At 56.4% G+C, this 22631-nt stretch carries 19 protein-coding genes and 1 pseudogene; 10 read left to right on the forward strand and 10 right to left on the reverse strand.

What is annotated here, in order from left to right:
- Positions 1-1020 (reverse strand): type I glyceraldehyde-3-phosphate dehydrogenase, encoded by a 1020-nt coding sequence (gene gap / locus AC3B6F_RS13015; RefSeq protein ID WP_061932083.1) that lies wholly within the window; start codon positions 1018-1020, stop codon positions 1-3.
- Positions 1021-1206: 186 nt separating this feature from the next.
- Here gap and AC3B6F_RS13020 point away from each other — a divergent pair, with 186 nt between their 5' ends.
- Positions 1207-1662: a hypothetical protein gene (locus AC3B6F_RS13020; RefSeq protein ID WP_489824671.1), complete on the forward strand. Its 456-nt coding sequence runs from the start codon at positions 1207-1209 to the stop codon at positions 1660-1662.
- A gap of 108 nt (positions 1663-1770) precedes the next feature.
- On the opposite strand, the gene AC3B6F_RS13025 is transcribed toward AC3B6F_RS13020, so the two are convergent.
- Positions 1771-2760 (reverse strand): exodeoxyribonuclease VII large subunit, encoded by a 990-nt coding sequence (locus AC3B6F_RS13025; RefSeq protein WP_489824672.1) that lies wholly within the window; start codon positions 2758-2760, stop codon positions 1771-1773.
- Between the two features lie 142 nt (positions 2761-2902).
- Between AC3B6F_RS13025 and AC3B6F_RS13030 the strand changes: the two genes are divergently transcribed.
- Positions 2903-3301: a DUF4186 domain-containing protein gene (locus AC3B6F_RS13030; RefSeq protein ID WP_489824673.1), complete on the forward strand. Its 399-nt coding sequence runs from the start codon at positions 2903-2905 to the stop codon at positions 3299-3301.
- Here the strand turns inward: AC3B6F_RS13030 and AC3B6F_RS13035 are convergent.
- Both AC3B6F_RS13035 and AC3B6F_RS13040 read right to left on the reverse strand, forming a co-directional pair.
- The gene (locus AC3B6F_RS13035; RefSeq protein ID WP_489824674.1) at positions 3283-4596 is read right to left on the reverse strand and encodes an amino acid permease; all 1314 of its coding nucleotides are present in this window, start codon (positions 4594-4596) and stop codon (positions 3283-3285) included. The genes AC3B6F_RS13030 and AC3B6F_RS13035 overlap by 19 nt on opposite strands.
- Before the next feature lie 23 nt (positions 4597-4619).
- Positions 4620-5081 carry an Lrp/AsnC family transcriptional regulator gene (locus AC3B6F_RS13040; protein ID WP_010504285.1) on the reverse strand — a complete coding sequence of 154 codons (462 nt, stop codon included), beginning with the start codon at positions 5079-5081 and terminating at the stop codon, positions 4620-4622.
- Positions 5082-5189: 108 nt separating this feature from the next.
- Here AC3B6F_RS13040 and AC3B6F_RS13045 point away from each other — a divergent pair, with 108 nt between their 5' ends.
- Positions 5190-6665 (forward strand): aminotransferase class V-fold PLP-dependent enzyme, encoded by a 1476-nt coding sequence (locus tag AC3B6F_RS13045; protein ID WP_489824675.1) that lies wholly within the window; start codon positions 5190-5192, stop codon positions 6663-6665.
- 78 nt (positions 6666-6743) lie between these two features.
- Positions 6744-7646, forward strand: coding sequence for a delta(1)-pyrroline-2-carboxylate reductase family protein (locus tag AC3B6F_RS13050; protein WP_489824676.1), 903 nt, complete (start codon positions 6744-6746; stop codon positions 7644-7646).
- 44 nt (positions 7647-7690) lie between these two features.
- On the opposite strand, the gene AC3B6F_RS13055 is transcribed toward AC3B6F_RS13050, so the two are convergent.
- Together AC3B6F_RS13055 and AC3B6F_RS13060 are read right to left on the reverse strand one after the other, a co-directional pair.
- Positions 7691-8581, reverse strand: coding sequence for a transporter (locus tag AC3B6F_RS13055; RefSeq protein ID WP_023943672.1), 891 nt, complete (start codon positions 8579-8581; stop codon positions 7691-7693).
- Positions 8582-8659: 78 nt separating this feature from the next.
- A complete protein-coding gene (locus AC3B6F_RS13060) occupies positions 8660-11131 on the reverse strand; it encodes a membrane-bound PQQ-dependent dehydrogenase, glucose/quinate/shikimate family (RefSeq protein WP_026017647.1) in 2472 nt (823 codons plus the stop codon).
- A 407-nt stretch (positions 11132-11538) separates the two neighbouring features.
- Here AC3B6F_RS13060 and AC3B6F_RS13065 point away from each other — a divergent pair, with 407 nt between their 5' ends.
- A complete protein-coding gene (locus AC3B6F_RS13065) occupies positions 11539-12444 on the forward strand; it encodes a helix-turn-helix domain-containing protein (RefSeq protein ID WP_023943676.1) in 906 nt (301 codons plus the stop codon).
- Between the two features lie 11 nt (positions 12445-12455).
- Here AC3B6F_RS13065 and AC3B6F_RS13070 read toward each other — a convergent pair whose 3' ends face one another.
- Positions 12456-12815, reverse strand: a complete 360-nt coding sequence (locus tag AC3B6F_RS13070; RefSeq protein WP_489824678.1) for an ArsC family reductase — start codon at positions 12813-12815, stop codon at positions 12456-12458.
- A gap of 126 nt (positions 12816-12941) precedes the next feature.
- Here AC3B6F_RS13070 and AC3B6F_RS13075 point away from each other — a divergent pair, with 126 nt between their 5' ends.
- Complete coding sequence (locus AC3B6F_RS13075; protein ID WP_489824680.1) at positions 12942-13784, forward strand: glycerophosphodiester phosphodiesterase family protein; 843 nt, start codon at positions 12942-12944, stop codon at positions 13782-13784.
- A gap of 5 nt (positions 13785-13789) precedes the next feature.
- Here AC3B6F_RS13075 and AC3B6F_RS13080 read toward each other — a convergent pair whose 3' ends face one another.
- The 3 genes from AC3B6F_RS13080 to ggt are packed head-to-tail and all read right to left on the reverse strand — an operon-like array spanning position 13790 to position 17665.
- Positions 13790-14524 (reverse strand): copper homeostasis protein CutC, encoded by a 735-nt coding sequence (locus AC3B6F_RS13080; RefSeq protein WP_489824682.1) that lies wholly within the window; start codon positions 14522-14524, stop codon positions 13790-13792.
- A gap of 47 nt (positions 14525-14571) precedes the next feature.
- Positions 14572-15879, reverse strand: coding sequence for a lipase family protein (locus AC3B6F_RS13085; RefSeq protein ID WP_489824683.1), 1308 nt, complete (start codon positions 15877-15879; stop codon positions 14572-14574).
- Positions 15880-15907: 28 nt separating this feature from the next.
- Positions 15908-17665 carry a gamma-glutamyltransferase gene (gene ggt / locus AC3B6F_RS13090; protein ID WP_489824685.1) on the reverse strand — a complete coding sequence of 586 codons (1758 nt, stop codon included), beginning with the start codon at positions 17663-17665 and terminating at the stop codon, positions 15908-15910.
- 134 nt (positions 17666-17799) lie between these two features.
- On the opposite strand from ggt, the gene AC3B6F_RS13095 reads away from it, so the two are divergent.
- The 4 genes and pseudogenes from AC3B6F_RS13095 to AC3B6F_RS13110 all read left to right on the forward strand — a co-directional run bounded on the left by AC3B6F_RS13095 (position 17800) and on the right by AC3B6F_RS13110 (position 22589).
- Positions 17800-18696 (forward strand): LysR family transcriptional regulator, encoded by an 897-nt coding sequence (locus tag AC3B6F_RS13095; RefSeq protein ID WP_489824686.1) that lies wholly within the window; start codon positions 17800-17802, stop codon positions 18694-18696.
- Complete coding sequence (locus tag AC3B6F_RS13100) at positions 18693-19961, forward strand: MFS transporter (protein WP_489824687.1); 1269 nt, start codon at positions 18693-18695, stop codon at positions 19959-19961. Before AC3B6F_RS13095 ends, AC3B6F_RS13100 begins: the two co-directional genes overlap by 4 nt.
- A gap of 458 nt (positions 19962-20419) precedes the next feature.
- Positions 20420-20614: pseudogene (locus tag AC3B6F_RS13105) on the forward strand (TonB-dependent receptor plug domain-containing protein); the annotation flags it as partial.
- 82 nt (positions 20615-20696) lie between these two features.
- Positions 20697-22589, forward strand: a complete 1893-nt coding sequence (locus AC3B6F_RS13110; RefSeq protein WP_489824688.1) for a TonB-dependent receptor — start codon at positions 20697-20699, stop codon at positions 22587-22589.
- Positions 22590-22631: the final 42 nt, after the last annotated feature.

Genomic DNA, 22631 nt, shown 5'->3' on the forward strand with positions numbered 1-22631 from the left:
TCAGAGGCTCCCGAAAGCGGCGGCCGTATCCGCCATACGGTTGGAGAAACCCCACTCGTTGTCATACCAGGCGCAGATACGAACAAGCTGGCCACCATCGACCAGAGCCGTCTGCGTGGCGTCGAACGTGGAGGATGCCGGAGAATGGTTGAAGTCCGTGCTCACCAGCGGGTCCGTGTTGTACTCAAGGATCCCCTTGAGCTTGCCTTCGGACGCAACACGAATGGCTTCATTCACGGCCTCAGCGGAAGCCGGAACGGTCTTCGGCACGAAGTCGAGGGAAACGAGAGAGACGTTCGGCGTCGGAACACGGATGGCCGTGCCGTCCAGCTTACCCTTCAGGTGTGGCAGAACCAGACCAACAGCCTTGGCAGCACCCGTTGACGTCGGGATCATGTTCAGAGCCGCAGCGCGGGCACGACGCGGATCCTTGTGGAGCGTATCCACCGTGCGCTGATCACCTGTGTAGGAATGGATCGTGACCATGTAGCCACGCTCGATGCCGAAGGCTTCGTCCAGAACGGACGCAACAGGTGCAAGGCAGTTCGTGGTGCAGGAGGCGTTGGAAATCACCTTCATGTCCGGCGTCAGAACGTCGTCGTTCACACCGAAGACGATGGTCGCGTCCACATCCGTTGCCGGAGCGGAGACGATCACGCGCTTTGCGCCAGCTTCGAGCAGGGCAGCAGCCTTTTCACGCGTCGTGAACAGGCCCGTGCATTCCATGGCAACATCAATGCCTTCGAACGGTACCTTGGAGGGGTCGCGCTCGGCAGACACCGTGATCGGACCGTAAGTGCGACCATTCGCTTCGATGATGAGCGTATTGCCTTCCGCGCGGACCTTGCCCGGCAGGCGACCATGAACGCTATCGTGACCCAGCAGGTGAGCGTTTGCTTCTACCGAACCCAGATCGTTGATGGCTACGACTTCAACGTCCGTACGGCCGCTCTCGATGATGCCGCGCAGAACGAGACGTCCGATACGTCCGAAACCGTTGATTGCGATTTTTACCGCCATGCCTGCCTACTCCGCTATTCTGACGAAAGGGCATCATCCATAGCATCGCTACAAAGAAGCAACAGGGGGTTGGCACAGTTTTTCATGAACTTGATGCGCTTAATCTTGCCCAAACCGTCCGTTCCTGCGACGGTCCCGCACAATATGGCTGCAATTCTCCGCAATTTTCGTTCCTTTCGAGGCATCATGGCTCCACGTGCCCTTCTTCTGGCGGGAAGCATCCTGCTGGTGACTCCCCTGCTGGCTGGCTGCCAGCTGATCGATCAGCGCACGTTCAACCCACAGGCTGGAAAACCACCCCGTCCGTATATCCCCCCCGCCCCGCCAGCCCCCAAACCCAAACCCCCGTTCCTGCAGATTGAGGGCGGAACGCCGGAAGCAGAATATGGCCCTGCCGTGGACAAGGCTGTGAAAGCAGCTCTTGCCCGTAAGGAAAACGTTCTGTTCATCGTGCAGCTTCTGGTTCCGTTACAGAACGATCCCGCAGCACAGGCCAAAGCCATGACTGAAGCAACTCAGTCAGATCTGCAGCCCGTCGCCCATCGGATCAACACGGCAGGGGCACAACCAATCCAGATCGAAATGCACGCTGTGGCAGACGGTTCAGTCACGCACCCTGTGATTCGGGTCGACGTTCGCTAACACCGCCAACGCAAGAGTTTTCCCGCCTGCTACTCCACACAGCCTGACACGCCTGCCTCGGCCTTTCGAGGCAGGCGTTATCCAAAGACAGATGGGGCTTTCCAAAGATCAGAAAAACCTTGGGAGCAGCCAACCAAGTAGCACCCCTAATCCCAGCAAGATCAGAGCATTTCTGAGCCTTGTTCCCAGAGCCGGACCAGGTGGCGCCACCGCCATGGATGCAGCACTTTCTCGCAGGGCGACAATTTCTTCCTGCTGTGCGCGCGCTTCCTCCTGCTGCTGCCAGAGGCGACCGCTCATCCTGCGAATATAATGCCCTGCATCAGCCGGCGTCGTGGCAGCATGGTCGACGAGACGCTCGGCCAGCGTCCGGTTGGCGGTGTGTCCCACACCCAGAACCCGGTGCGCCTGACAGGTGGCCAGTGCTTCCAGAACGAGTGGATGCTCAAACACCGCAAATTCTGACATATCTCCGCCACCACGGATCAGAACAATAATGTCTTCCCGACACGTCCCAATAGCATCAGCAATCCGATGCGGGTCCGTCATGGCTACCGGCAAAGACCGAATACGTTCTGATCGCCAGCCGCCTCCGAGACCCTGAAGAAAGTCTTCCGCCACAAGAGCATTGGAGGACGCAGAGTGAATCAGCAGAAGCCTTGCCTCCCGCCGCTCAGGATACGGATGGAACTCCCAGCTCAATCCCCGAAGAACATCCAGAAGCGACTTTTCAGCGCGATCAACCTTCTGTCGTCCGGGATCGTAAGGGTCAACCGCCAACGCTTCAAACCGAAGAGCCACCTGTCCCCTGAGATGTCGCGCTCTCAAAAAGCCCGTCACCCGTACATAGTCACCTGCGCGAACATCTGCCACGGCCAAAATGGACTTGGTCGCCTCAAGCAAAATAGAGGTTCCAAGCTGCGGGTCGATTAAGGGAAGCTGATAGTATTTCCGGTAAGCATTCGGTGCGACATCACCCAGTTGTCCGGCAACAACAAGCGGAAAGCCCCACTCTTCGAACTGGCCACAAATCTCGTCCAGACGGGCTGTGAACAGATCCTGAACCTGAAGCGGGGACAGGACCGGCAGGCTGGCCATATCGCCAGATGCAGAATCAGTTCGGGTGCGTCTCGGAAAAGCGTCCATCCGGCACCATATGGAGTAAGAACAGATGTTCTTACAGAGGGTGAAAGCGCCCTCACAACATTTTTTTTGCGTATTTTCAGAAGGTTGGTCCTCCTTGAGCGTTTCTTCTCCCGAAGAGCTTCTCCTGAGACTTCAGAAATCCCGGTTCCGTGCCCGGTTCCACCTGGATGAACAGGCGCAGCAATATCTGGAAAGCCGCGGGCTTGATGCCGTCATGGAGCATGGCGCGACATTCATCCGGGATCGACTTGCTCCGGCTTTCCCTGCGCAGGATGGAAAACAAACGCCCATGCGCGGCCACCCCATTTTCATTGCCCAGCACGCCACCGGGTCATGCTGCCGTGGCTGCCTTTCAAAATGGCACGGCATCCGCTCCGGCAAGCCTCTGACCAAGGATGAGCAGCAGGCTATTCTGGCCATTCTTCGCGCCTGGATTTTGAAGGATACAGGCGCGGACGTTCCATTGTCGCCAGCTCAGGGGGCGTTGTTCTGAAGGCTTTTAGCCCGGGGCAGAAAGCGCTCTGCCAGCAGAATTACTATAATCGCAAAGGCACCCATCTCGATCTGTGAGCGCGTCTCGGGCTGGATCATCATGGCGATAATCGCCATGGCAATCAGAGCCAAGGCAACATAGGCGCCAGCAGGTTTCCGGGGCATGATTTTCAGGCGTCCAAACACAAGAAGCGCGTTATTGAACAGCATGAAACCGCCCGTCAGGCTGACAAGAACAGCAAAGATCAGACCCGGCGACAGAACAGCCGTTGCTGCAACAAAAATGGATGATCCTACACTTACCAGAAGGGCACGACGGGGAAGCTGCGTTTTAGGTTCGACGACCAGAAAAGTGGATGGTGCATCGCCTGTCTCTGCAAGCTCATACAAAATACGGGATGTCACGTAGATCCCGGAGTTCAGGCTCGACAAAGCCGCGACAAGAATAACAATCCCCATAGCCAGTGCCGCAAAAGGCACATGAAACCGGTTTAACACCAGCAGAAACGGAGACTGTCCCGGCACAATATCGGTCCATGGGACGAGGCACAGGATCAGCGAAATGGTGACGAGATAAAAAACACCGATCCGCAAGGGAATGGTGCGGGTCGCGCGCGCGATATTCCGCTCCGTATTGTCGGATTCAACCGCAGCCACCGTCGCGATTTCGCTTCCACCCATGGAGAACAATACGGTTGGAATAACCGCCAGAAGAGCAAGAAGGCCGTGCGGCAGAACACCGCCATGACTGAACAGGTTCTCCTTCACGGGAATGGAATGAACCCCAAGCGCCCAGAAACCGATCCCGCTGAATACGATGATGGCCAGAACCTTGATGGCTGAAAACCAGTATTCGAATTCGCCATAACCTTTGACGGACAGCAGGTTGACAGCCGTCATGGCACTGAGAACCAGAAGTTCCAGAACGGCATAGGGAACGGGAATATAGGGTGTGAGCATAGACGTGACAGCAATCGCTTCCACACCAATGACCGTCACCCACGTCAGCCAGTACGTCCAACCCGCCACGAAACCAAAACGATCTCCAAGAGCGTGACGGATCTGCCCGAGAAACGACGCACGCCCTGGCGTAACAGACGCCAGATCCCGCATCATGCTGTTGACCAGCCAGACCAGAAGTCCCGCCAGAACATATGACACAATGACCGCCGGACCACCCATTGAGAGAGCGGCTGATGAGCCGATGAAAAAACCCGCACCGATCACGCCACCCAGAGCAATCATGACAATATGCCGTGTTCTCAGGCTTTGGGCGAGCTGGTCCGGTTCAGTCATGAAAGATCCCTGTCAGTAATATATCAGACCGGAAGATCCCTGTTATCCGCCAGGGTTTCCATGGTCATGTATGAGGTAATGGCATCCAGCTCGACCTTGCTGATGATCTGCTGATAGACACGATCAAAATCGTTCATGTCACAGGCCACAACCTTGAGAAGGTAATCATACTCACCGGCAATCCGGTAAAAATCAACGATGTTTGGGATCGAAACGACCACTTTGCGGAACGTTTCAAACCATTCGCGTGAATGGTGCCGCGTCCTCATCAGCACAAAAACCGTCAATGTTAGCCCCAGCGCCTGCGCATTGAGGCGCACGGTGTCGTGGCTGATAATTCCGCTCTCCCGCAGGGCGTTCAGACGACGCCAGCAGGCATTCTGTGACAGGCCGACCTGTTCAGCCAGTTCACGCTGGGAGGGTGTACCCTGCTTCTGGAGGATACGGAGAATGGCACGGTCCGTTTGATCGATGATTCTGCTCATATCAATGTAAATGACAACAAAAAACCTCTTTCCGTCTACAATAAAGGTGCGGTTTTTCCCCATTCCGGTGAGGTATTTTTTTATTGGATTAGGGAAGGATCAGGGACCATGGAAACGATCGGCAGTCTTGAAAACAGCGCAACAGCATTGGCGCAGTTCGAGCAAACCCTACGCGCAACAGGACGAGATGCCCTGCGCAAGGGCGTGCTTGGAGATGGCACGAAGTTCATGAGCCCCTTTGGCGTGCAGTCCATGCTGTATGCAGACTATGTGGCATCGGGCCGCGCACTGGTTCAGGTCGAAACCTTCGTGATGAACGAAGTCCTCCCTTACTACGCCAACAGCCACACTGAAGCTTCACTGTGTGGCGCATACATGACCCGGATGCGCAATTCAGCCCGCGCCACGATCGCCCATCTGTGCCATGCGCCAGAAGATCGGTTCACAACCATCTTTATGGGGAACGGCGCCACCGCCGGTCTGAACCGTCTTGTGCATCTTCTGGAAATTCCCGCCCGCTGTGCGGCTGGCAATCGCCCGGTCATTTTCATCGGCCCCTACGAGCACCATTCCAACATTCTGCCCTGGCGGGAAAGCGGTGCCGAAATCATCGAGATCCCGGAAGCCGCAGAAGGTGGCCCGGATCTGGCCATTCTTGAAGAAGCCCTGACCTCCTGCGGCGAAGGGCGTCTGAAAGTCGGTTCGTTCTCGGCTGCATCCAACGTCACCGGCATCATGACGGACGTGGACGCTGTCACGGCCCTCCTGAAGACACATGGCGCGCTTTCGATCTGGGATTATGCCGGTGCCGCCCCCTATCTGCCCATCGACATGAAACCCGGAACAGCCGTGGAGAAGGATGCCGTTGTTGTCTCCTGCCACAAGTTCATTGGTGGCCCTGCAGCCTCTGGCATTCTGATCGTTCGCAATGACGCCGTTACGCGATGTGGTCCTGTCCTCCCGGGTGGGGGGACGGTCAAATTCGTTTCTCCCTGGAACCATGATTACTCAAACAGTCTGGCCACTCTTGAAGAAAGTGGAACACCCGACGTCATTGGCGATATCCGCGCAGCACTGGCATTCATCGTCAAGGATGTGATTGGCCAGAGCTTCATGGATGAACGCAATGCCGAACTGCGGGCACGGGCTATCGCGCACTGGAGTAAAAATCCAAATATCAGGATTCTCGGTCACGCTACGGCAAAAGCCCTGCCGATTTTCTCATTCCAGATCCGCGATACCGTAACCGGCGGCCTCATCCACCAGCAGCTTTTCACGCGGATGCTGTCCGACCGTTATGGCATTCAGGTCCGCGGCGGCTGCGCCTGTGCCGGCCCCTACGCCCATCGTTTGCTGGATATTGACGAAGCTGCGTCAGATGCAATCCGTCAGGCCATTCTCTCCGGGCAGGAAATCGAAAAACCGGGATGGACGCGCCTGAACTTCAGCGTACTGATGGATGATGCAAAGGTCGAGCGTATCCTGGATGCGGTGGACGAACTGGCGCTTGATCCCCATTCCGTTGCTGCAGCCTATGAATGCGATGTCTCGACAGCTCGCTTCCGACCCAAAATCGCCGCCTGATCCAAACCGACTTCCCCACCCTCTTCATTTTTAACTCCGAACCGGGCACCTTCCCAAGCAAGAACAGGAAGGTGCCCCGTGAAGACTTTGACCGCCGCTGAAACACGCAAGCTGCTTCCATTTTCTCATCTCGTGGAAGTGCTTCGCCAAGCAGTCGTGGATTATCATAACGATCAAATCTCCTGCCCTGAACGTATGGTTGTCCCAACGCTTGATCGCACTGGCGCGGTCATGTCCATGGTCGCCTGCGCACCAGATATTATCGCGACGAAATTACTGACGCTTTATACGGACAATGCAGCGAGGAACCTTCCGGCCATTCAGGGCCAGGTCACGTGCATGGATGCCATTAACGGGCGTTTTCTTTTCTCGCTGGATGGCGTTACCACAACAGAACGTCGCACCGCTGCGATGTCTATGCTTGGGCTGGAGTGCTTCCGCCCCCTAGTGCTGGAAACAATTCTTCTCATTGGCACCGGCGTACAGGCCAAAGCCCATCTTGAAGCCCTGAATACGCTTTATCCGGGTCTCATCGTTTATATTCAGGGCCGATCTTTTGAGCGCGTCAGCACCCTCATAAAAAGCAACGCATATCCAGCGCTACAACTTCGCGTTGCCCCTCTGGAACCCTTTGAGCCGGATGTCGTGATAACCGTCACCAGTAGTCAGAGCGTTCTCTATGATGAGCCTCCGGTTTCTACCCGACTGGTGATTGGCGTTGGTGCTTATCGGCCTGAAATGATTGAAATTGGTCCGACCATCGTCAACGGAAGCACCTGTATTGTGGATGACCCTATCGGAGCCCCCTCTGAAGCTGGTGATATCCTTCAGGCAGGCAAAGACTGGAGACAGGTCAAGCCTCTGGCGGCTTATCTAACAGGAGAGAAGAAACCGGAAGAACCAGTATTTTTCAAAAGTGTCGGATGTGCGGCGTGGGATCTGGCCGCCTGCCGTCTTGCACGCCGGGCGCTTCATATTTGAAACATGCGTCTGTCCGGTTCTAAAGCCGGACAGAAAAACAGATCTCACCAGAGATAAACAAGCTTCATGTAATAAGCATTCGTCTCAGGCACATTTCGACCGTCAACGGAGTGTGAATACCGCCCGGTCAGTGACACGCGCTTGGAAATGTTGACCATAGCACCCACGCCAAGCGCCACTTCACGACCACTGGATTCACTTACCCAGCTATTTGCCGTATTATCACGCATTCCGGCAGTATTCTGCCAGTCAAACGCGAAGAATGGTTCAACAATCTTGCTCGCTTTCCAGCTAAAGCGCAGGTTGGAATGGAAAACCGTCCCCGGCGAGAAGCTGTGTTCGCCCGTCTTATGCTTGGTAGAAGCTACGATTGCACCTAAATCGCCATCAAAGCTGAAATGCTTCCATTCATAATCGAACATAAAACTGGACAGGTTTGACCAGTAGTTCGGAGACAGCGCATCTCGGGTGCCGACCGGCGTTTGCATGAAAGTCTGGATACCAAAGGTGCTGTGCGCGTTCGGCTTGAACCAGACCGCAGGCCCTACGATGGTTGGACCCAGACCTCCATAATTTGTGCCCTGCGCCAGCACAAAACTTTCCGACTGAATGACTTCAAACGCAAATCCGACATGCGGGATCGCATCAAAGCTTCGGAAATGCACATATTTGGTCATGCCTGCCCAAGTATGACTTCCACCAGTTGGCTGGCGGCGACCGCCGCTGTCATAGGTATTACCCGCAGCATTCCCGTCACCATACTGCACCAGGACGTTGAACGGCTTGAAATCGACTGGCAGATCGTATTCGTGAGGCCCAATGATGGCCAACGGAATATCGGCTGCATGGGCCGCAACGGCTGGCAGAAGGGATGACGCGGGCAATAGGATACTCAGGGCCCGGAGACACCCTCCGGACCAGATCGTGCGAACCATGACATTTATTTCCGCTGGAGAAGTATTGAATGTGGAGCGCCTCCCCTAAGAGACGCGCTCCACGGTAACGCGGTCAGATCAGTTCGCGGCTGCGCCCTGCTGTCCGTCAATCGTGTAGGCGATGATATAGTCACCGCTGCGGGTGCCAAGACCCCCATGACCACCAGCGGCGATCACAACATATTGCTTCCCGCCCATTTGATAGGACATCGGGGTTGCCTGTCCACCAGCCGGCAGACGGTCACGCCAGATCACCTTGCCGGTCGAGACATCAAAGGCACGCAGGTAATCATCAGCCGTCGCACCCATGAAGGATACGCCACCCTTTGTGATCACACTGCCGCCGATGTTGTACATGCCGGTCGGGAGTGGAAGGTTGTTATGCGTCCGGAAAGGACCCGTGTCGCGCGTCGTGCCGACAGGATGCTGCCAGACGATCTTCTTCGTCACCAGATCAATTGCCGTCACCGTACCCCAGACCGGGCCCTTGCAAGGGATCTGAAGCGGGTTCAGCCATGGGCTGGTGTAAGCGATGTACGGCGTACCGTAGTCAGGAGAGACACTGAGAGCATCGCCCTTGGCTTCCGGCTTGTCACCCTTGCCATCCCACTTCGGCAGAATGCCGGAAGCTTCAGCATGATTACGCTTTTCCAGACGGATCCGGAACGGCAGGTAGCTGGCATTGGCGATCAGCAGCTTGCGCTGCGGGTCGATGGATGCACCCTGCCAGTCAACCACACCATAGAATGCCGGATAGACGATCGTCGTCTTACCAACATGCGGCGGCGTAAACTGACCTTCATAAGCGGACTGACGGAACTGGATGCGGCAGATCATCTGATCCAGCAGCGTCGCGCCCCACATGTCGCTTTCCTTCAGGTCAGGCGGCGTCAGGGACGGCAGACCGACAGCGAAAGGCTGCGTCGGCGTCACATGGTCGTCCGGTGCAACACCAGCGGTCGGAACAGGACGTTCCTCAACCGGGTAACCCGGAACCGGTTTGCCGGTACGACGATCCAGAACAAAGAACTCACCACGCTTCGTGCTCTGGACGAGAGCCGGAATGGATTCACCGTTCTGGCCAGGCAGGTCAACCATGGACGGACCGATCGGAAGATCCATGTCCCACAGGTCATGATGAACAGTCTGGAAGGTCCAGCGACGCTCACCCGTCTCGATGTCGAGAGCAATGGTTGCGCTGGAGGTTGCATCGTCGAACGGACGACGTGTGCCACCCCAGTTATCCGGCGGAGAGTTACCCGTCGGGATATACAGCAGGCCGAGGTCCGGATCTGCCGTGTAAACGCCCCAGGCATTCGGGGTGTCACGCGTCAGCTCGTCGTTCGGGCCGGGCTTCCAGTTTTCCGGGTTGTGACCAGCGTCCCAGGCCCACTCGATTTCACCGGAAATTGGGTTGAACGCACGGATTGCACCGGACGGCTCGAAGTTCGCCTGGTTATCGAAGATCCAGCCACCGAGAACCACACGATCCTTCACCACCAGCGGCGGAGACGTCACGAAGTGGAAGCCATGCGGCACATGACCCAGATACTGGCGCAGGGAGATGAAACCATGCTCGCCGAAGTCTTCACAGGGCTTGCCCGTTTCCGCATCGACAGCAAGGAGACGAACGTCACCGACCGGGGAGAAAATACGCTTCTGGCAGGCTTTGGAGCCATCAGGAGCCGTATAGTCGTCTGGAGCCTTGTAGTAGGAAACACCACGGCAGGCGAGATAGACGTTGGCCGCCAGATCTTCAGCCGCAGGCTTCGGATCGAACTTCCACTTCACCTTGCCGGTTGCAGCATCAAGGGCCATGACCCAGTTGTGCGGCGTGCAGAGATACAGGGTGTCATCGACCTTGATTGGCGTGACTTCGAGGTTGAACTCATGCCCCTGATCCGGGCCAGCGACAGTCCCTTCGTCAGCCTTCTGGACGTCCCCCGTGCGGGTCACCCAGGCACGCTTCAGGTTGCTGATATTGGCCGGTGTGATCTGGCCCAGCGGGCTATAGCGATCACCGCCAACCGTACGACCATAGGCCGGCCAGTCGGACGCAGGCGTTCCCTTGCTCGTCTCATCGACCTGATTGGCAGCCGCCATACGGTCAGCCGGAAGCGTGCCGTCGATGGAATAGGACGTGAAGCAGCTTGCAACCAGAGCTACAACCGCAATAGCAGCAGAACCAACGAGTTCACGCTTGTCAGACATCCAGGATGCACCCGAACGCCAGACCCACGGCAGCATCATCCAGCAGGCAATGCCGATCAGCGTGAACAGACGGACTTCAAGGCCCCAGATGTTGAAACCGACTTCAATGACGGACCAGATCGTCGCAACCAGCAGCAGGCCTGCGAAAATGCGTCCTGCCTGAGCCGGGTTCTTCAGGCCAACGACCGCTGCCACAAGCATGACAACGCCCATCAGCGCGTAGAACCAGGACCCACCAAGTACGAGCAGGTAACCACCCCCACCCAGCAGGAAAAGCCCGACAAGTGCGAGCAGGATAGAGGTTACTGGCGAGAGCACCCTCTGGAGAGAAGAAGACATGACACCTCTGTTCTTCTGAAAATGGAAAACCACTTCTTCTGAAATAGTTTGTCTCTCTTAATTGTTCTGGAGGCAGGATATGGTCCGTGCCCCAAATAGCTTTGCGAGCGAGGAAAACTGGCTCGCAGGCTTGAGCCTGCTGACCGGATGATTGCCGTGAAAAGCTTTTTTCTCATCCATGAACCCATCCCCCTGCTCAAAGCGTTTCGTCAGAAAAGTGAGAGCCTTCACAGATTTGGAACCTCTTGGGGAAGCAACAGCATCTGGTCAGGCTTACGCTCTCGTTGCCTTGTTCCCGCTGGGACAGTCCGGGGGCTATCCTCAATCACGCAACTTTCACCCGAATGTGACTGCATCCCTCGCACCTGTCGCAGTTTTGGGACAGTTGGGCATGTTGGAGGCCCATCATGAACAGAATGACTCCACAGCCAGGCCTTTCCGACTCATGGGATCGTTGCTCGACCAATTATAATCTGGACCCTGCAGAACGTTGGGAAACACGCCTTCTCAGCGCGCCTGAACTCCGCTTCATCAGCAATCGAACCCGCCTGCTGATCCAGCATGCCCTGCCGGAAATGGAGCGCCTGCACTCACTGGTCATGGCGCTCGGTTTCACCGTCATGCTGGCAGATGCAAATGGTGTCGTGTTGTCCCGGCAGACAAGTCGGGATGATCTGACGGGATGTCGCCGCTGGGGCTTTCAGGCCGGAGCCCTGTGGGATGAGGAAAATGCCGGGACAAACAGCATCGGCACATGCCTGCAGGAGAAAAGGCCGGTCATGGTGTTGCAAAGCCAGCACTGGCGTCTATGCTTCCGCAATCTGACTGGAATTGCCTCTCCGCTCTACAATGCCAATGGTAAGCTGGCTGGTGTCCTGAATATCTGCTCATTTGCAGGCAATGACATCATGCCATTCTCAGGCCTTCTGATGGAAACCATGATCACAACGGCCCGTCAGATCGAAGAAAAACTGTTCCGGGAGTTCTTTCCGAACGACACCATCATTACGCTCGGCCTTGCCACGGAAAGCTCCACGCCCCTTGTGGCCCTGGACCGGGACGGACATGTTCGGGGCGCCACACATTCCAGTCGTGTACGGATGCATTGGCCAGAAGGGGAACTGGAGCATCTGCCCGCTCTTATGAGCTTCCTGGACTCAGAAGACGAACTCAGCTTCCGCAAAGCAGAGGTTCACGTCATCCGTTCCGCATTAGCAACCACACAAGGCAATATCAGTGCTGCCGCACGCACACTGGGGATCAGCCGCTCAACGCTTCACCGCAAGATCAGAGCTCTCAACCTGATGCTCTGACCTTTCCCGATTCAGGCCTCAAACGTCTCTTCATAATCTACGGGGCGGAACCCGATACGCAGAACCGTTCCGTCGCGCGTCAGAACTGGACGCTTGATCATGGAAGGTTGTGCCAGCATCAGGGCAACAGCGCGGTCTTCCGTCAGATCGTCCTTTTGTTCAGGAGACAGTTTACGGAACGTCGTACCAGCCTTGTTGAGCAGACTGGTCCAGCCAACCTGAGAGATCCAGGCGTTCAGGATGTCTTCCGAAATCCCATCCTTTTTATAGTCATGGAAAGTGTACGGAATAGCCCGCTCTTCCAACCATGCGCGCGTCTTCTTCATGGTATCGCAGGCCTTGATGCCATATAGCACGACGGATGAGGTCATTCCGGATCTTTCCCTAAGACTATTTAACTCACGTTCTAATGGCTCCGACTGACCCTGACCAGAACGGGCGTTCAGGGGAACCATGACTTCTCTTTCCGGCACGTCTTTTTACCAGGGTTTTCCGTCATGAAGCGCCGAAATGTCATCTTCAACGGAGTTGTGGCGCTGACAGCCCTGTCAGTCGTGCCCACTGCCATGGCTCAGTCCTTGCAAGCTGTTCTGACAACGCCGCCTCCCCTGATCTGTGCCCATCGAGGCTGGACTAATCCATCGGAAACCGAAAATAGCCTGAGCCAGATGCGCCGCACACATCAGGTCGGTCCGTTCATGATGGAAATTGATCTGGCGACAGATGCCAGTGGCCGAATTGTCCTGCTGCACGACCAGAACGTGGATCGCACCACAACGGGACATGGTTCTCTTGCGGCACTCAACCCGGCAGATGTTCAAAAACTGGCCCTGAAAAACGCATCTGGTCCAACACAGGAGCACATTCCGGCCTATGACGCCGTGCTTGACTGGGCCGCCAGAACGCCAGACGTCCTTCTGATGTTGGATATCAAAGATGTTCCTCCTGCTGATGCTCTGAAACCCGTCCGGCGCCAGCACCTTTCAGACCGGGTGGTCGTTCTCACATTTCAGGAGAAACAGGCTCGCGAGGCCTTCAAAGCTGATCCGGATGCCTTGATCTCCGTGCTGGTCACAACACCAGATGACCTCGCAACTTACCGCCAAATCGCAGGACCCCGCCGGTTCGCAGCTTACATTCCGAAGACCTCAAAACCGTCTTTATTCAGAACAGCGCATCAGGCCGGAGCCATCATCATAACGGATCTTCTGGGACCAACTGCCGTGACAGACATCATGTCCCCAGAAGATGGCGCACAGCATGCACGGTCCCTGCCCATTGATATTCTGGTGACCAACACTCCGCTCCAGCTTCAGGCAGCCCTTAGAAAACATCCCTGAGCGCATTATGCCACGGGAAGGGCGGCATCCTCCGCCAAAATAGCCAGCATTTGGTCAATGATCTTACCGCTGGTTCTTGACGCAAGACGCCCGAACCCCAGTTCCCAGACGCGGCAGGCCTGACCCACCGATGGCCCTCGACACGACGCATGGATGGCCGTGACGCCCGTTTCCTGAACCAGTTCCCGGACATTCCCGACACGCACACCGCTGCCCGCCATAATCTCAATACGGCCAGCCGAATGATTCACAATGTTCTTCAGAACAGCTTGCCCCTTGGGCGCAATCACCGCCTGACCAGACGTCAGAATACGCTCAAACCCCAGATCGACAGCCTGATCAACTGCCGTCAGTGGATTAGGGGTGAGATCGAAAACGCGATGAAGTGTTCGTCCCATGCCGCCACATGCATCAGACAGTAGCTTTAACGTCTGCACATCAAGGGTACGATCGCTCGTACATGCGCCGAGAACGACCCCCGCTAGACCCGCAGCACGAGCCGCATCAATATCCGCCAGCATCTGATCGATTTCTTCAGCGGTAAACACGAAGCCGCCCTCTCTCGGACGGATCATGGCATAGACCGGCACTGTGGACTGGCCTGCCAGACGCATCAGTCCCGCAGAAGGGGTCAGGCCACCAAGTGCCAGAGCAGAACAAAGTTCAATGCGCGTCACTCCGGGACGCTGCGCCGTCCGCAGGCCGACGGCATCTTCAACACAGATTTCAAGCGTCGACATACCCGTCTCCCTCCTCTGCGGCGAAAACGTCTATGCCGACAGAGTTCTCAGTTGTTCCAGCGAATTCCCGGCAGCGCCTTCTCCACTGTGGAAACGGGTTTGATCGTCCCGCAGTTTCCTTTCGGATGATGTCCTTTCAGAAGCGCCAATGCAAACGGAACGGAATCTTCGGCTGAACCATTGACGGCACCGTTATGGGTCAACCCCGAATAGGTCTTCCACGTCACGTTCGTCCCGGCATCACACATGGCAGCAACGGCATTATACTGCTGGGCCACACCGGCTTCGTTGTCCGCAAGTCCCGTACCAACAAACACCGGCATGGTCATGTGAGCACCAGGAATGGTGAAGGCGTCCTGGAAATCTGCCTCAAGCCGGGATGTATCCCCCGCATAGGCATTATCTTCCGTAATATCGTGCGCTTCCGTATAGCGAAACAGATCGCCAAGGCAGGACTGACGGGCCTGATGAGACAGGTCCTTGCCCTTCTCCGTCATGTTCGCACGCACATCGACGTCAGGATGCAGGCTCTTGCGAGACCCTTCGATCGTCAGGATCCCGAACGCCGCAGCCATGTGGGGCGGCTCTACATTCAGCCGCGGCAGAGGCGTGTGCTTCGGATGCTCAGGCAGCTTGAACTGTGTCACAACGCCGGTCGCAACCGTTCCAAGCACATGCAGATCCGGCGCATATTGCGGAGCCAGCCACGCCGTTCCAAGGGCTGCACCGCCACCCTGTGACTGGCCCACCAGAATGATGCGGTTCTGAAGCGTTCCCTTGTACTGCATCAGCGCAGCCCGCAGGCCATTCAGAACACTGTATCCTTCCGGACGATACATCAGATACGGATGCGGGCCCGGCGTACCCAAACCCTGATAATCACTGGCGACGACCGCGAAACCAGCCTTCAGCCAGTGATCCAGATAAGCCCGGTCACGCGACAGATAACCTCTCCAGGAGGGCGCGCAGATATCCGCAATACCTGTTGTGCCGTGTTCCCATGCCACAACCGGCCATCCACCCTTCGGCGGCGTCCCTTTCGGGAAAATGATCTGTCCGGAAACCGTCACTGGATCGGGCGCATTCACGCCACTGATGGACGTATAAAGCGTCCGCACAGCCTTGGCGGCGTTTTCCGGCAGCGGACGGTCTGTGATGTCCTGCGTGCGGATCATCTGACCAACCGTTGCAGGCACCTGCGCGGGAGGTGTGTAGAAATCACTAACCCCGCCATCCCCAAGATCCCGGTCAACCTCGGCAGCCACCTGCGGCTTTTCCGGCTGGGACGGTGTCGCACAGGCCGAGAGGGACAGAAGGGTTGCAGCGCAAAGCGCCGAACGGAATGAAAGCTTCATGAGTGTCTCCAGCAGATCGAGGCAGATATTACTGACCGACGGCAACGCCGTCACGGTGCGGGTCGCCCCAGCCCTTGAGGCCCTCGGGGCTGATGGTAATGCCCTGAACGGCTGCGTTCATGACGTCGATTTTGGGGTGATGTCCCATGGCACTCAGCGCCGAGGCCAGCCCGGCAGCAGACGTCCCCTGTTCAAGTTCCTCGGCATGGTTCTGGGCACCGATACGGGGCTGCTCGATCGCGGTACGGATATTCTGCCCCCAGGCGAGATACCCCACCAGCGTCTGCACAACGGAATCAATGATCCGCGCACCGCCCCCTGCCCCGACAATCACTTCAGGCTGACCGTTTTGTCCGAAGACGATCGTCGGCGACATCGTGGTGATGGGGCGCTTTCCCGGTGCTGCAATATTCGCGGCAGGATAACCGTTCACAAAAGGATGGCCGGCAAAATTCGTAATGGCATTGTTCAGCACCACGCCATCCACAACAATATCCGAACCGAAATTGAGGTTGATCGTCGTCGTGAAAGAGAGCGCATTGCCAGACGCATCACGGATGGAAAGATGCGTCGTGGCTGGCACGGTCATCGGGTCGGAGGATGGCAGAAGCGCCAGCGTTCCCTTGAGCGTCCCTGCCGTCACACGATCCGCGGCCTGTCCCTTCGCGACCAGCGCTGCGCGGCCATCCAGATAAGACGGATCAAGAAGCGCAGCCGTATCGACACGGGTATAGTCCGGATCAGCGGCATATTTGCGCCGGTCAGCCTCAGCCAGACGGGAGGCTTCCAGAAGCAGATGTGCAGCTTCAACGCTGCCCGGCGCATACTGGCCAATCTTCAACCGATCCAGAATGGCCAGTTGCTGCAATACAGACAATCCACCGGCAACAGGCGGAGCGGAAGAACAGATCCGACGATTGAACGCCGTCACGCACAGCGGCGTGCGTTCATGAACCTTGTATGCCTTCAGGTCTGCCGGGGTCAGTGTGCCGGGGTATGGGCCACTGGCCACTGCTGCTGACAGCTTTTTCGCAAAATCACCCGTGTAGAAATACTCGGCTCCCTGCCTGGACACCTGCTCCAATGTTCCTGCCAGAGCAGCATTATGCAAAAGCGTTCCTTTGGGGAGAGGCTGTCCCTCTGCATCGAAATAGGCCGAAAACTGTGGTTCATGGGCCAGTTCAGGGCGCTCGGTCAGAACGAGATGGAGATAGCCTGCCAGCGGAAAACCATCACGGGCCGCAGCAATCGCAGGCTGGAACAGATCCGCCCATGGAAGCTTGCCGTAACGGTCATGCAGCAGGGCCAATGTCCGCAGTGTGCCAGGAACGCCAACGACACGCCCGCTCCGCTGAAGCTTGGCTTCCGGAATACGAACGCCATTCTGGTCATGCATGAAATCACGCGGCATCCGCATCGGTGCGCTGGCCAGGCCATCAAAAAAACTCAGGCTCCCTGCACCCCGATCCCAATACAGGATGGTCGACCCTCCACCAAGGCCAGATGCCTGCGGTTCCACCACAGCCAGAACCATCTGTGCCGCAATGGCGGCATCCACAGCACTCCCCCCTTTCGCCAATACATCCGAAGCCGCTCTGGACGCCATGGGATTGGCTGTCGCAGCCATGAATGTGCTGGCGACGGATGGCTGCGCGACAGAAGACACAGGCGGCAGATGATGCGCGCATGCACTCAGGCCCAGCGCGGTTGCTCCCAGCAGTCCCACAAGACCAGAGGTCCGGGCATAAACCTTTCTTTGGGAGAGAGCCGCACTTCTGATACGCATAAACACTGCTAACCTTTAGTTTCTGGGAGCGGAGAGATCTCTATCAAACCGTTACGGTCTTAGATCTTCCCAATAAATGCTGTTATAGTGCGATCATTATCAATCTTTGGTTTGCAATGAACGTTTTCCAGGCCATGACGACCTTTATTGCCGTCGTCGAAACAGGAAGCATGACAGCCGCCGCAGAACGTTGCGGCATCTCACCCACAATGGTGGGAAACTATGTGCGCCTTCTTGAAGAGCGGCTTGGAACCAGCCTGTTGCGCCGCACAACCAGACGCCAGAGCCTGACGGCCTTTGGGTCAGTCTACTTCGCCAAATGCCAGAAAATTCTCAGCATGCTCGACGAAACCGAGCGTATGGCCGAAGCTGCCCAGAGCCTTCCCGCAGGGACGCTCCGCATCACCGCACCCGTCACTTACGGCACGCAAAGCATTACGCCCTGCATTGCAGCCTATCTGAACGAACATCCCGCGGTTGACGTGGACCTTGTCCTGACAGAGCGCAGCGTCGATCTGACCCATGAGAAGTTTGACATTGCCATCCGTCTGGGAGTGCCGGAACCCTCTTCCCTGATCTGCCGTCGACTGGCCGATTACACGATGACGCTCTGTGCCTCGCCTGCCTATCTCGCCCGACGCGAAGAGCTTCTGTCCCCACACCAGCTTGCCGCACACGATGCTCTCGCTTTTTCCTACACACCTGCCTCCCCCTGGCACTGGGCACGACGCGAGTGGCATTTTGAAGGTCCGCAGGGGCATGTCGCCATCGAGATGCAGCGCAAAGGGCTGTTCAACAACACACAAGCCATGCGACGGGCAGCCCTGTCAGGCATGGGTATTGCCATGTTGCCGTCCGATCTGGTCCGAGAAGACATCCGGGAGGGCAAGCTCACGGCTCTGCTCCCAGAGTATACACTCCCTTCCCGCCCGATTTATCTGCTGTATCACAAGGAGCGCTACAGTGCCCCGACACTGCGGTCGTTCATCCAGTTCCTGATTCAGTCTCTCAGTAGTCCGCACGCCGGATGAAAGGCGCATGGCCATCACGCAAACCCAATCAGGCGGTGATTGCCTCCATTATCGGCAATATCATCGAGTATTATGACTTCGTCATTTATGCGTATTTTTCAGCGTCAATAGGCCGTACGTTCTTCCCAGCCAACTGGCCCCTGTCCCAGATTGGCCTGTCCCTCGCCACATTTGGTCTGACTCTTCTGGCGAGGCCGCTGGGCGCCGTGGTTCTTGGAAATTACGCAGACAGGCGCGGCCGCGTCTCCACAATGATGGTCTGCATCCTCCTGATGGCCATAGGCAGTCTGCTCATCACCCTTACGCCATCCTATCAGGACATCGGTATCGCCGCTCCCGCCCTGATCATCCTGGCAAGACTGCTTCATGGCTTTTCACTGGGCGGCGAATTCGGAAGCGCTACATCCTATCTGATCGAACACGCGCCCAGACATGAAGCCCGGGCCGCAAGCTGGCAGGCTATAGGGCAGATCACGGCTTCACTCTGCGCCGCAATCGTCGTTTTAGCCCTCCAACTGACGCTCTCCCCTGCGATATTCGATATGTTTGGCTTCAGGATCGCAACGGGTCTGGGTGCTATGGCAGGAATAAACGGCCTGATCCTGCGCATGATGCTGAAGCCGGAAAACTCCGAAATACCAGCACGCCCCTACTCTGCACCGACACCATTCCTGCAACCCGATACACTTCTCCGGACAGCCCTCATCATGGGCTCTGTCGCGCTTGGTAGCGGCATTACGTATCTGGGGCTTTACATGCCTCACTATGCCCGCAGTCAGTACAGCCTATCCGGTCTCAGCACATCGTTGGCCCCTTTACTCACATATGGTGGTCAACTTCTCTTCACCCCGCTGCGATGGAAACTGGCAGACCGTTTTGACAGAACACACAGTGTCAGACCAATGCTATGGTCCTGCGCCTTCCTGACACTTCTGCCTGTTCCCGCCTTCCAGTTAATCAAAATTGTTCCTGCAACAGTTCTGCTCATGCCCCTTCTGTTCAATCTGAGCGGCCTGTTTTATTTCGCTGCTCTGGACGGCTTCATCGGCCAGCTCTTCCCAAGGGAACGCAGAGGGCGCGGCCTGACGATGGGATATTCTTTCGGTGTTGTGCTGTTCGGCGGTCTAGCCCCCCTCACAAACGCGGCTCTTCTGTCCTGGACCGGACTCTCGCATGTCCCGGCTCTCTATATGATCCTGACAGCGATCATCTCGTTCATCAGCGTCCTCTCGGCACGGTCGTTTCTGGAGCGCCGCACGCCCTGAACATCAGAATTTTCCTGACAAAGATTGAAACTATCAATTTTTTCTTTGGAATGTTCTTATCATTGCCTCCTTTATCTTGGCTTAACTGTTTCGTAACGAAATCGAACCATTGCCGTTCCGTAAAACGAGTCCTCGACATGCTTTCCTGCGCTTTCTCTCCCCTGCGTTCCATTCGTCCCGGAACATCCGTTCCGCTTAACGCTCTTTTCGGACAAGGAAAGAAATCTCTCGCAGCAGCAACATTCCTGAGCAGCCTGTCCGTCCTGACGCCGGCTGCCCAGGCGGCAACTACGCCAACGACAGAACCCGTCAGACACAAGCACCACAACACACAGACGGTTGAGGCTGGCAAGGAGTCCATCAGCGTTACAGGCACGCGCCACCAGCCGGGCGGCGGCATGATGCGGGTCGAAACAGCGGCCCGGGCCGTACAGACCGTGACGCAGAATTACATTGAAATGCAGAGCCCTACGAGCAGCCCCCTGGACCTGATCTCCAATCTGCCCAGTGTAAATATTACAACACCAGACCCGAGTGGGAATGAAGGCGGCTCCATGCAGAGCCGCGGACTGTACGATAACGACATCGGCATCCTTCTGAACGGTATGCCAATCGCGAATGGTGGTACGTCGTCAGCAGCCAACTTCGTGCAGAACTATATCGACAGCAACAATATTACCTCCGAAAGTATGAGCCCTGGCTCAATCTCCGTGGAAAATCCTGTCACATCCGCTGGTGCTGGCGCCCTCCGCTGGTGCTGGCGCCCTGAGCATCACCACACGCGCGCCCTCCAAGACATTTGGTGGCCTGGTGTCTGGCAGTTACGGCTCTTTCAACCGGACACGCGGTTTCATCCGCGTAGATTCAGGAGAAATTGGCCATACAGGCATCACAACCTATGCCTCGTTCTCCAACACCCACTCCGACGCATGGCGCGGCTCGGGGGACAGCGACCGCAAACATATGGATTTCCGTGCACAGAAGCAGATTGGCGCACGCAGTTCCATAGATCTGTTCGCTGGATACAACCATTCACATTATTATCTGAACCGGTATCCGACGCAGGCCAACTTTCAGAACGACAAGCATGACCGTCCAGTCTCAACCCCGTTGAACTATACGGCTGAATTCAATGCGACGTCACCAAGCGGTTATTACGGTGTACACGGCACGGACAAGAGCCAGTTCTATGTGTCCGCCCCCATGAAGTTCGTTCTGAACAATACCTTCACCCTGAATATCTCGCCTTACTACGAGCGTTCGGACATTACGCTGAACAGTGCATCCCGCCTGCAGGAAGGCCGCACGTATGCCGGAACAGCACTCCAACGCGTAGATTTGAACGGCGACGGTAAGATCAGCACCTCAACGCGTGCAGCAGTATCCACGAATTCAATGTCCGTGACCCAGCAGGGCGGTGTGGTTGCAGCCCTGGGCTGGCACTCCGAAAACAACGACGGGCAGATCGGCTACTGGCATGAGGAATATCGTTATTCCCTGCGTACCCCTCTGTCGCGCATGAACCAGACGACTGGCGCACAGCCATCTGATACAGACAAGTCATCCTATTACCGGACCACAAGCGGCAGTATTTATTATTCCGTCGATTACCTTGGCTCCTACAGCCTTAATTCTGGCTTTCTGGAAGACACCGTCCATCTTCTGAACCATAAGATGTCCGTGACCGGCGGCATCAAAGTAACGTCCATGACGCTGGAAGGACAGGATTACCTGCCCAGCACGGCAAGCCACACGAACCACACCTACGTCTCGCCTACGCCACGCTTCTCATGGTCATACAATTTCGCGCCTCATCATCAGCTTTACATCAATGCTGAAGGGGACTTCCGCGCTCCGTCTCCAATCAACATGATCTCCCGCTACAGCACGAGCAGCGGCATCATGACGACTTCAGGCGCTGGCGCAAAACCGCAGTATTCCATCAAGGAAGAACTGGGTTACCGCTACAATGACGACCTGTTCCTGGCGGATATCAGCTTCTTCAACATGAATGTCTCCAACCGCCTGCTCTCCATCAATACGTTCAGCAACGATGTTCAGGTCAGCCAGACGATTAATGCAGGCGGCGAAACAATCCGTGGCGTCGATGTCATGCTGTCCACCCGCCCGCTGTTCCATCGCTTCAGCCCATATTTCGCATTCGAATACCTACATACGACGATGGACAACAACCTCCAGACCACAGCAGACGATGGTGCAGTGGACTACCTGCGGACCAAGGGCAAGACGGCTATCATGTCACCGAAATTTTCGGGTAGCGTCGGGCTGACGTATAATGAAGGACCGTTCTTTCTGAACGCCAGCGTACATTATACTTCGCGGCAGGCTGCGTCCTTCATGAACGATCAGTATATGCCGTCCTACTTCTCGGACTCTCTGACACTGGGCTACCACCTGCCAAAATTCTTCATTGCCCAATCCCCGGTCTTCAAGCTGAACTTCACGAACCTGACCGGTCAGTACAAATTGGGAGGTGTCTATTACTTCGCGAACAACGCTAAGCCCACAACAGGCGTGTACGGACACAAGATCAGCGCTGACACGGCGCCCACTTATTATATCATGCCGCCCTTCGCCATGATGGGCACATTATCCACATCGTTCTGATGCTGAGTGCTCTGGTCTTGAAAAATCGCATTTTCTGAAAAA

The organism is Gluconobacter sp. ESL1110 (assembly GCF_058107395.1).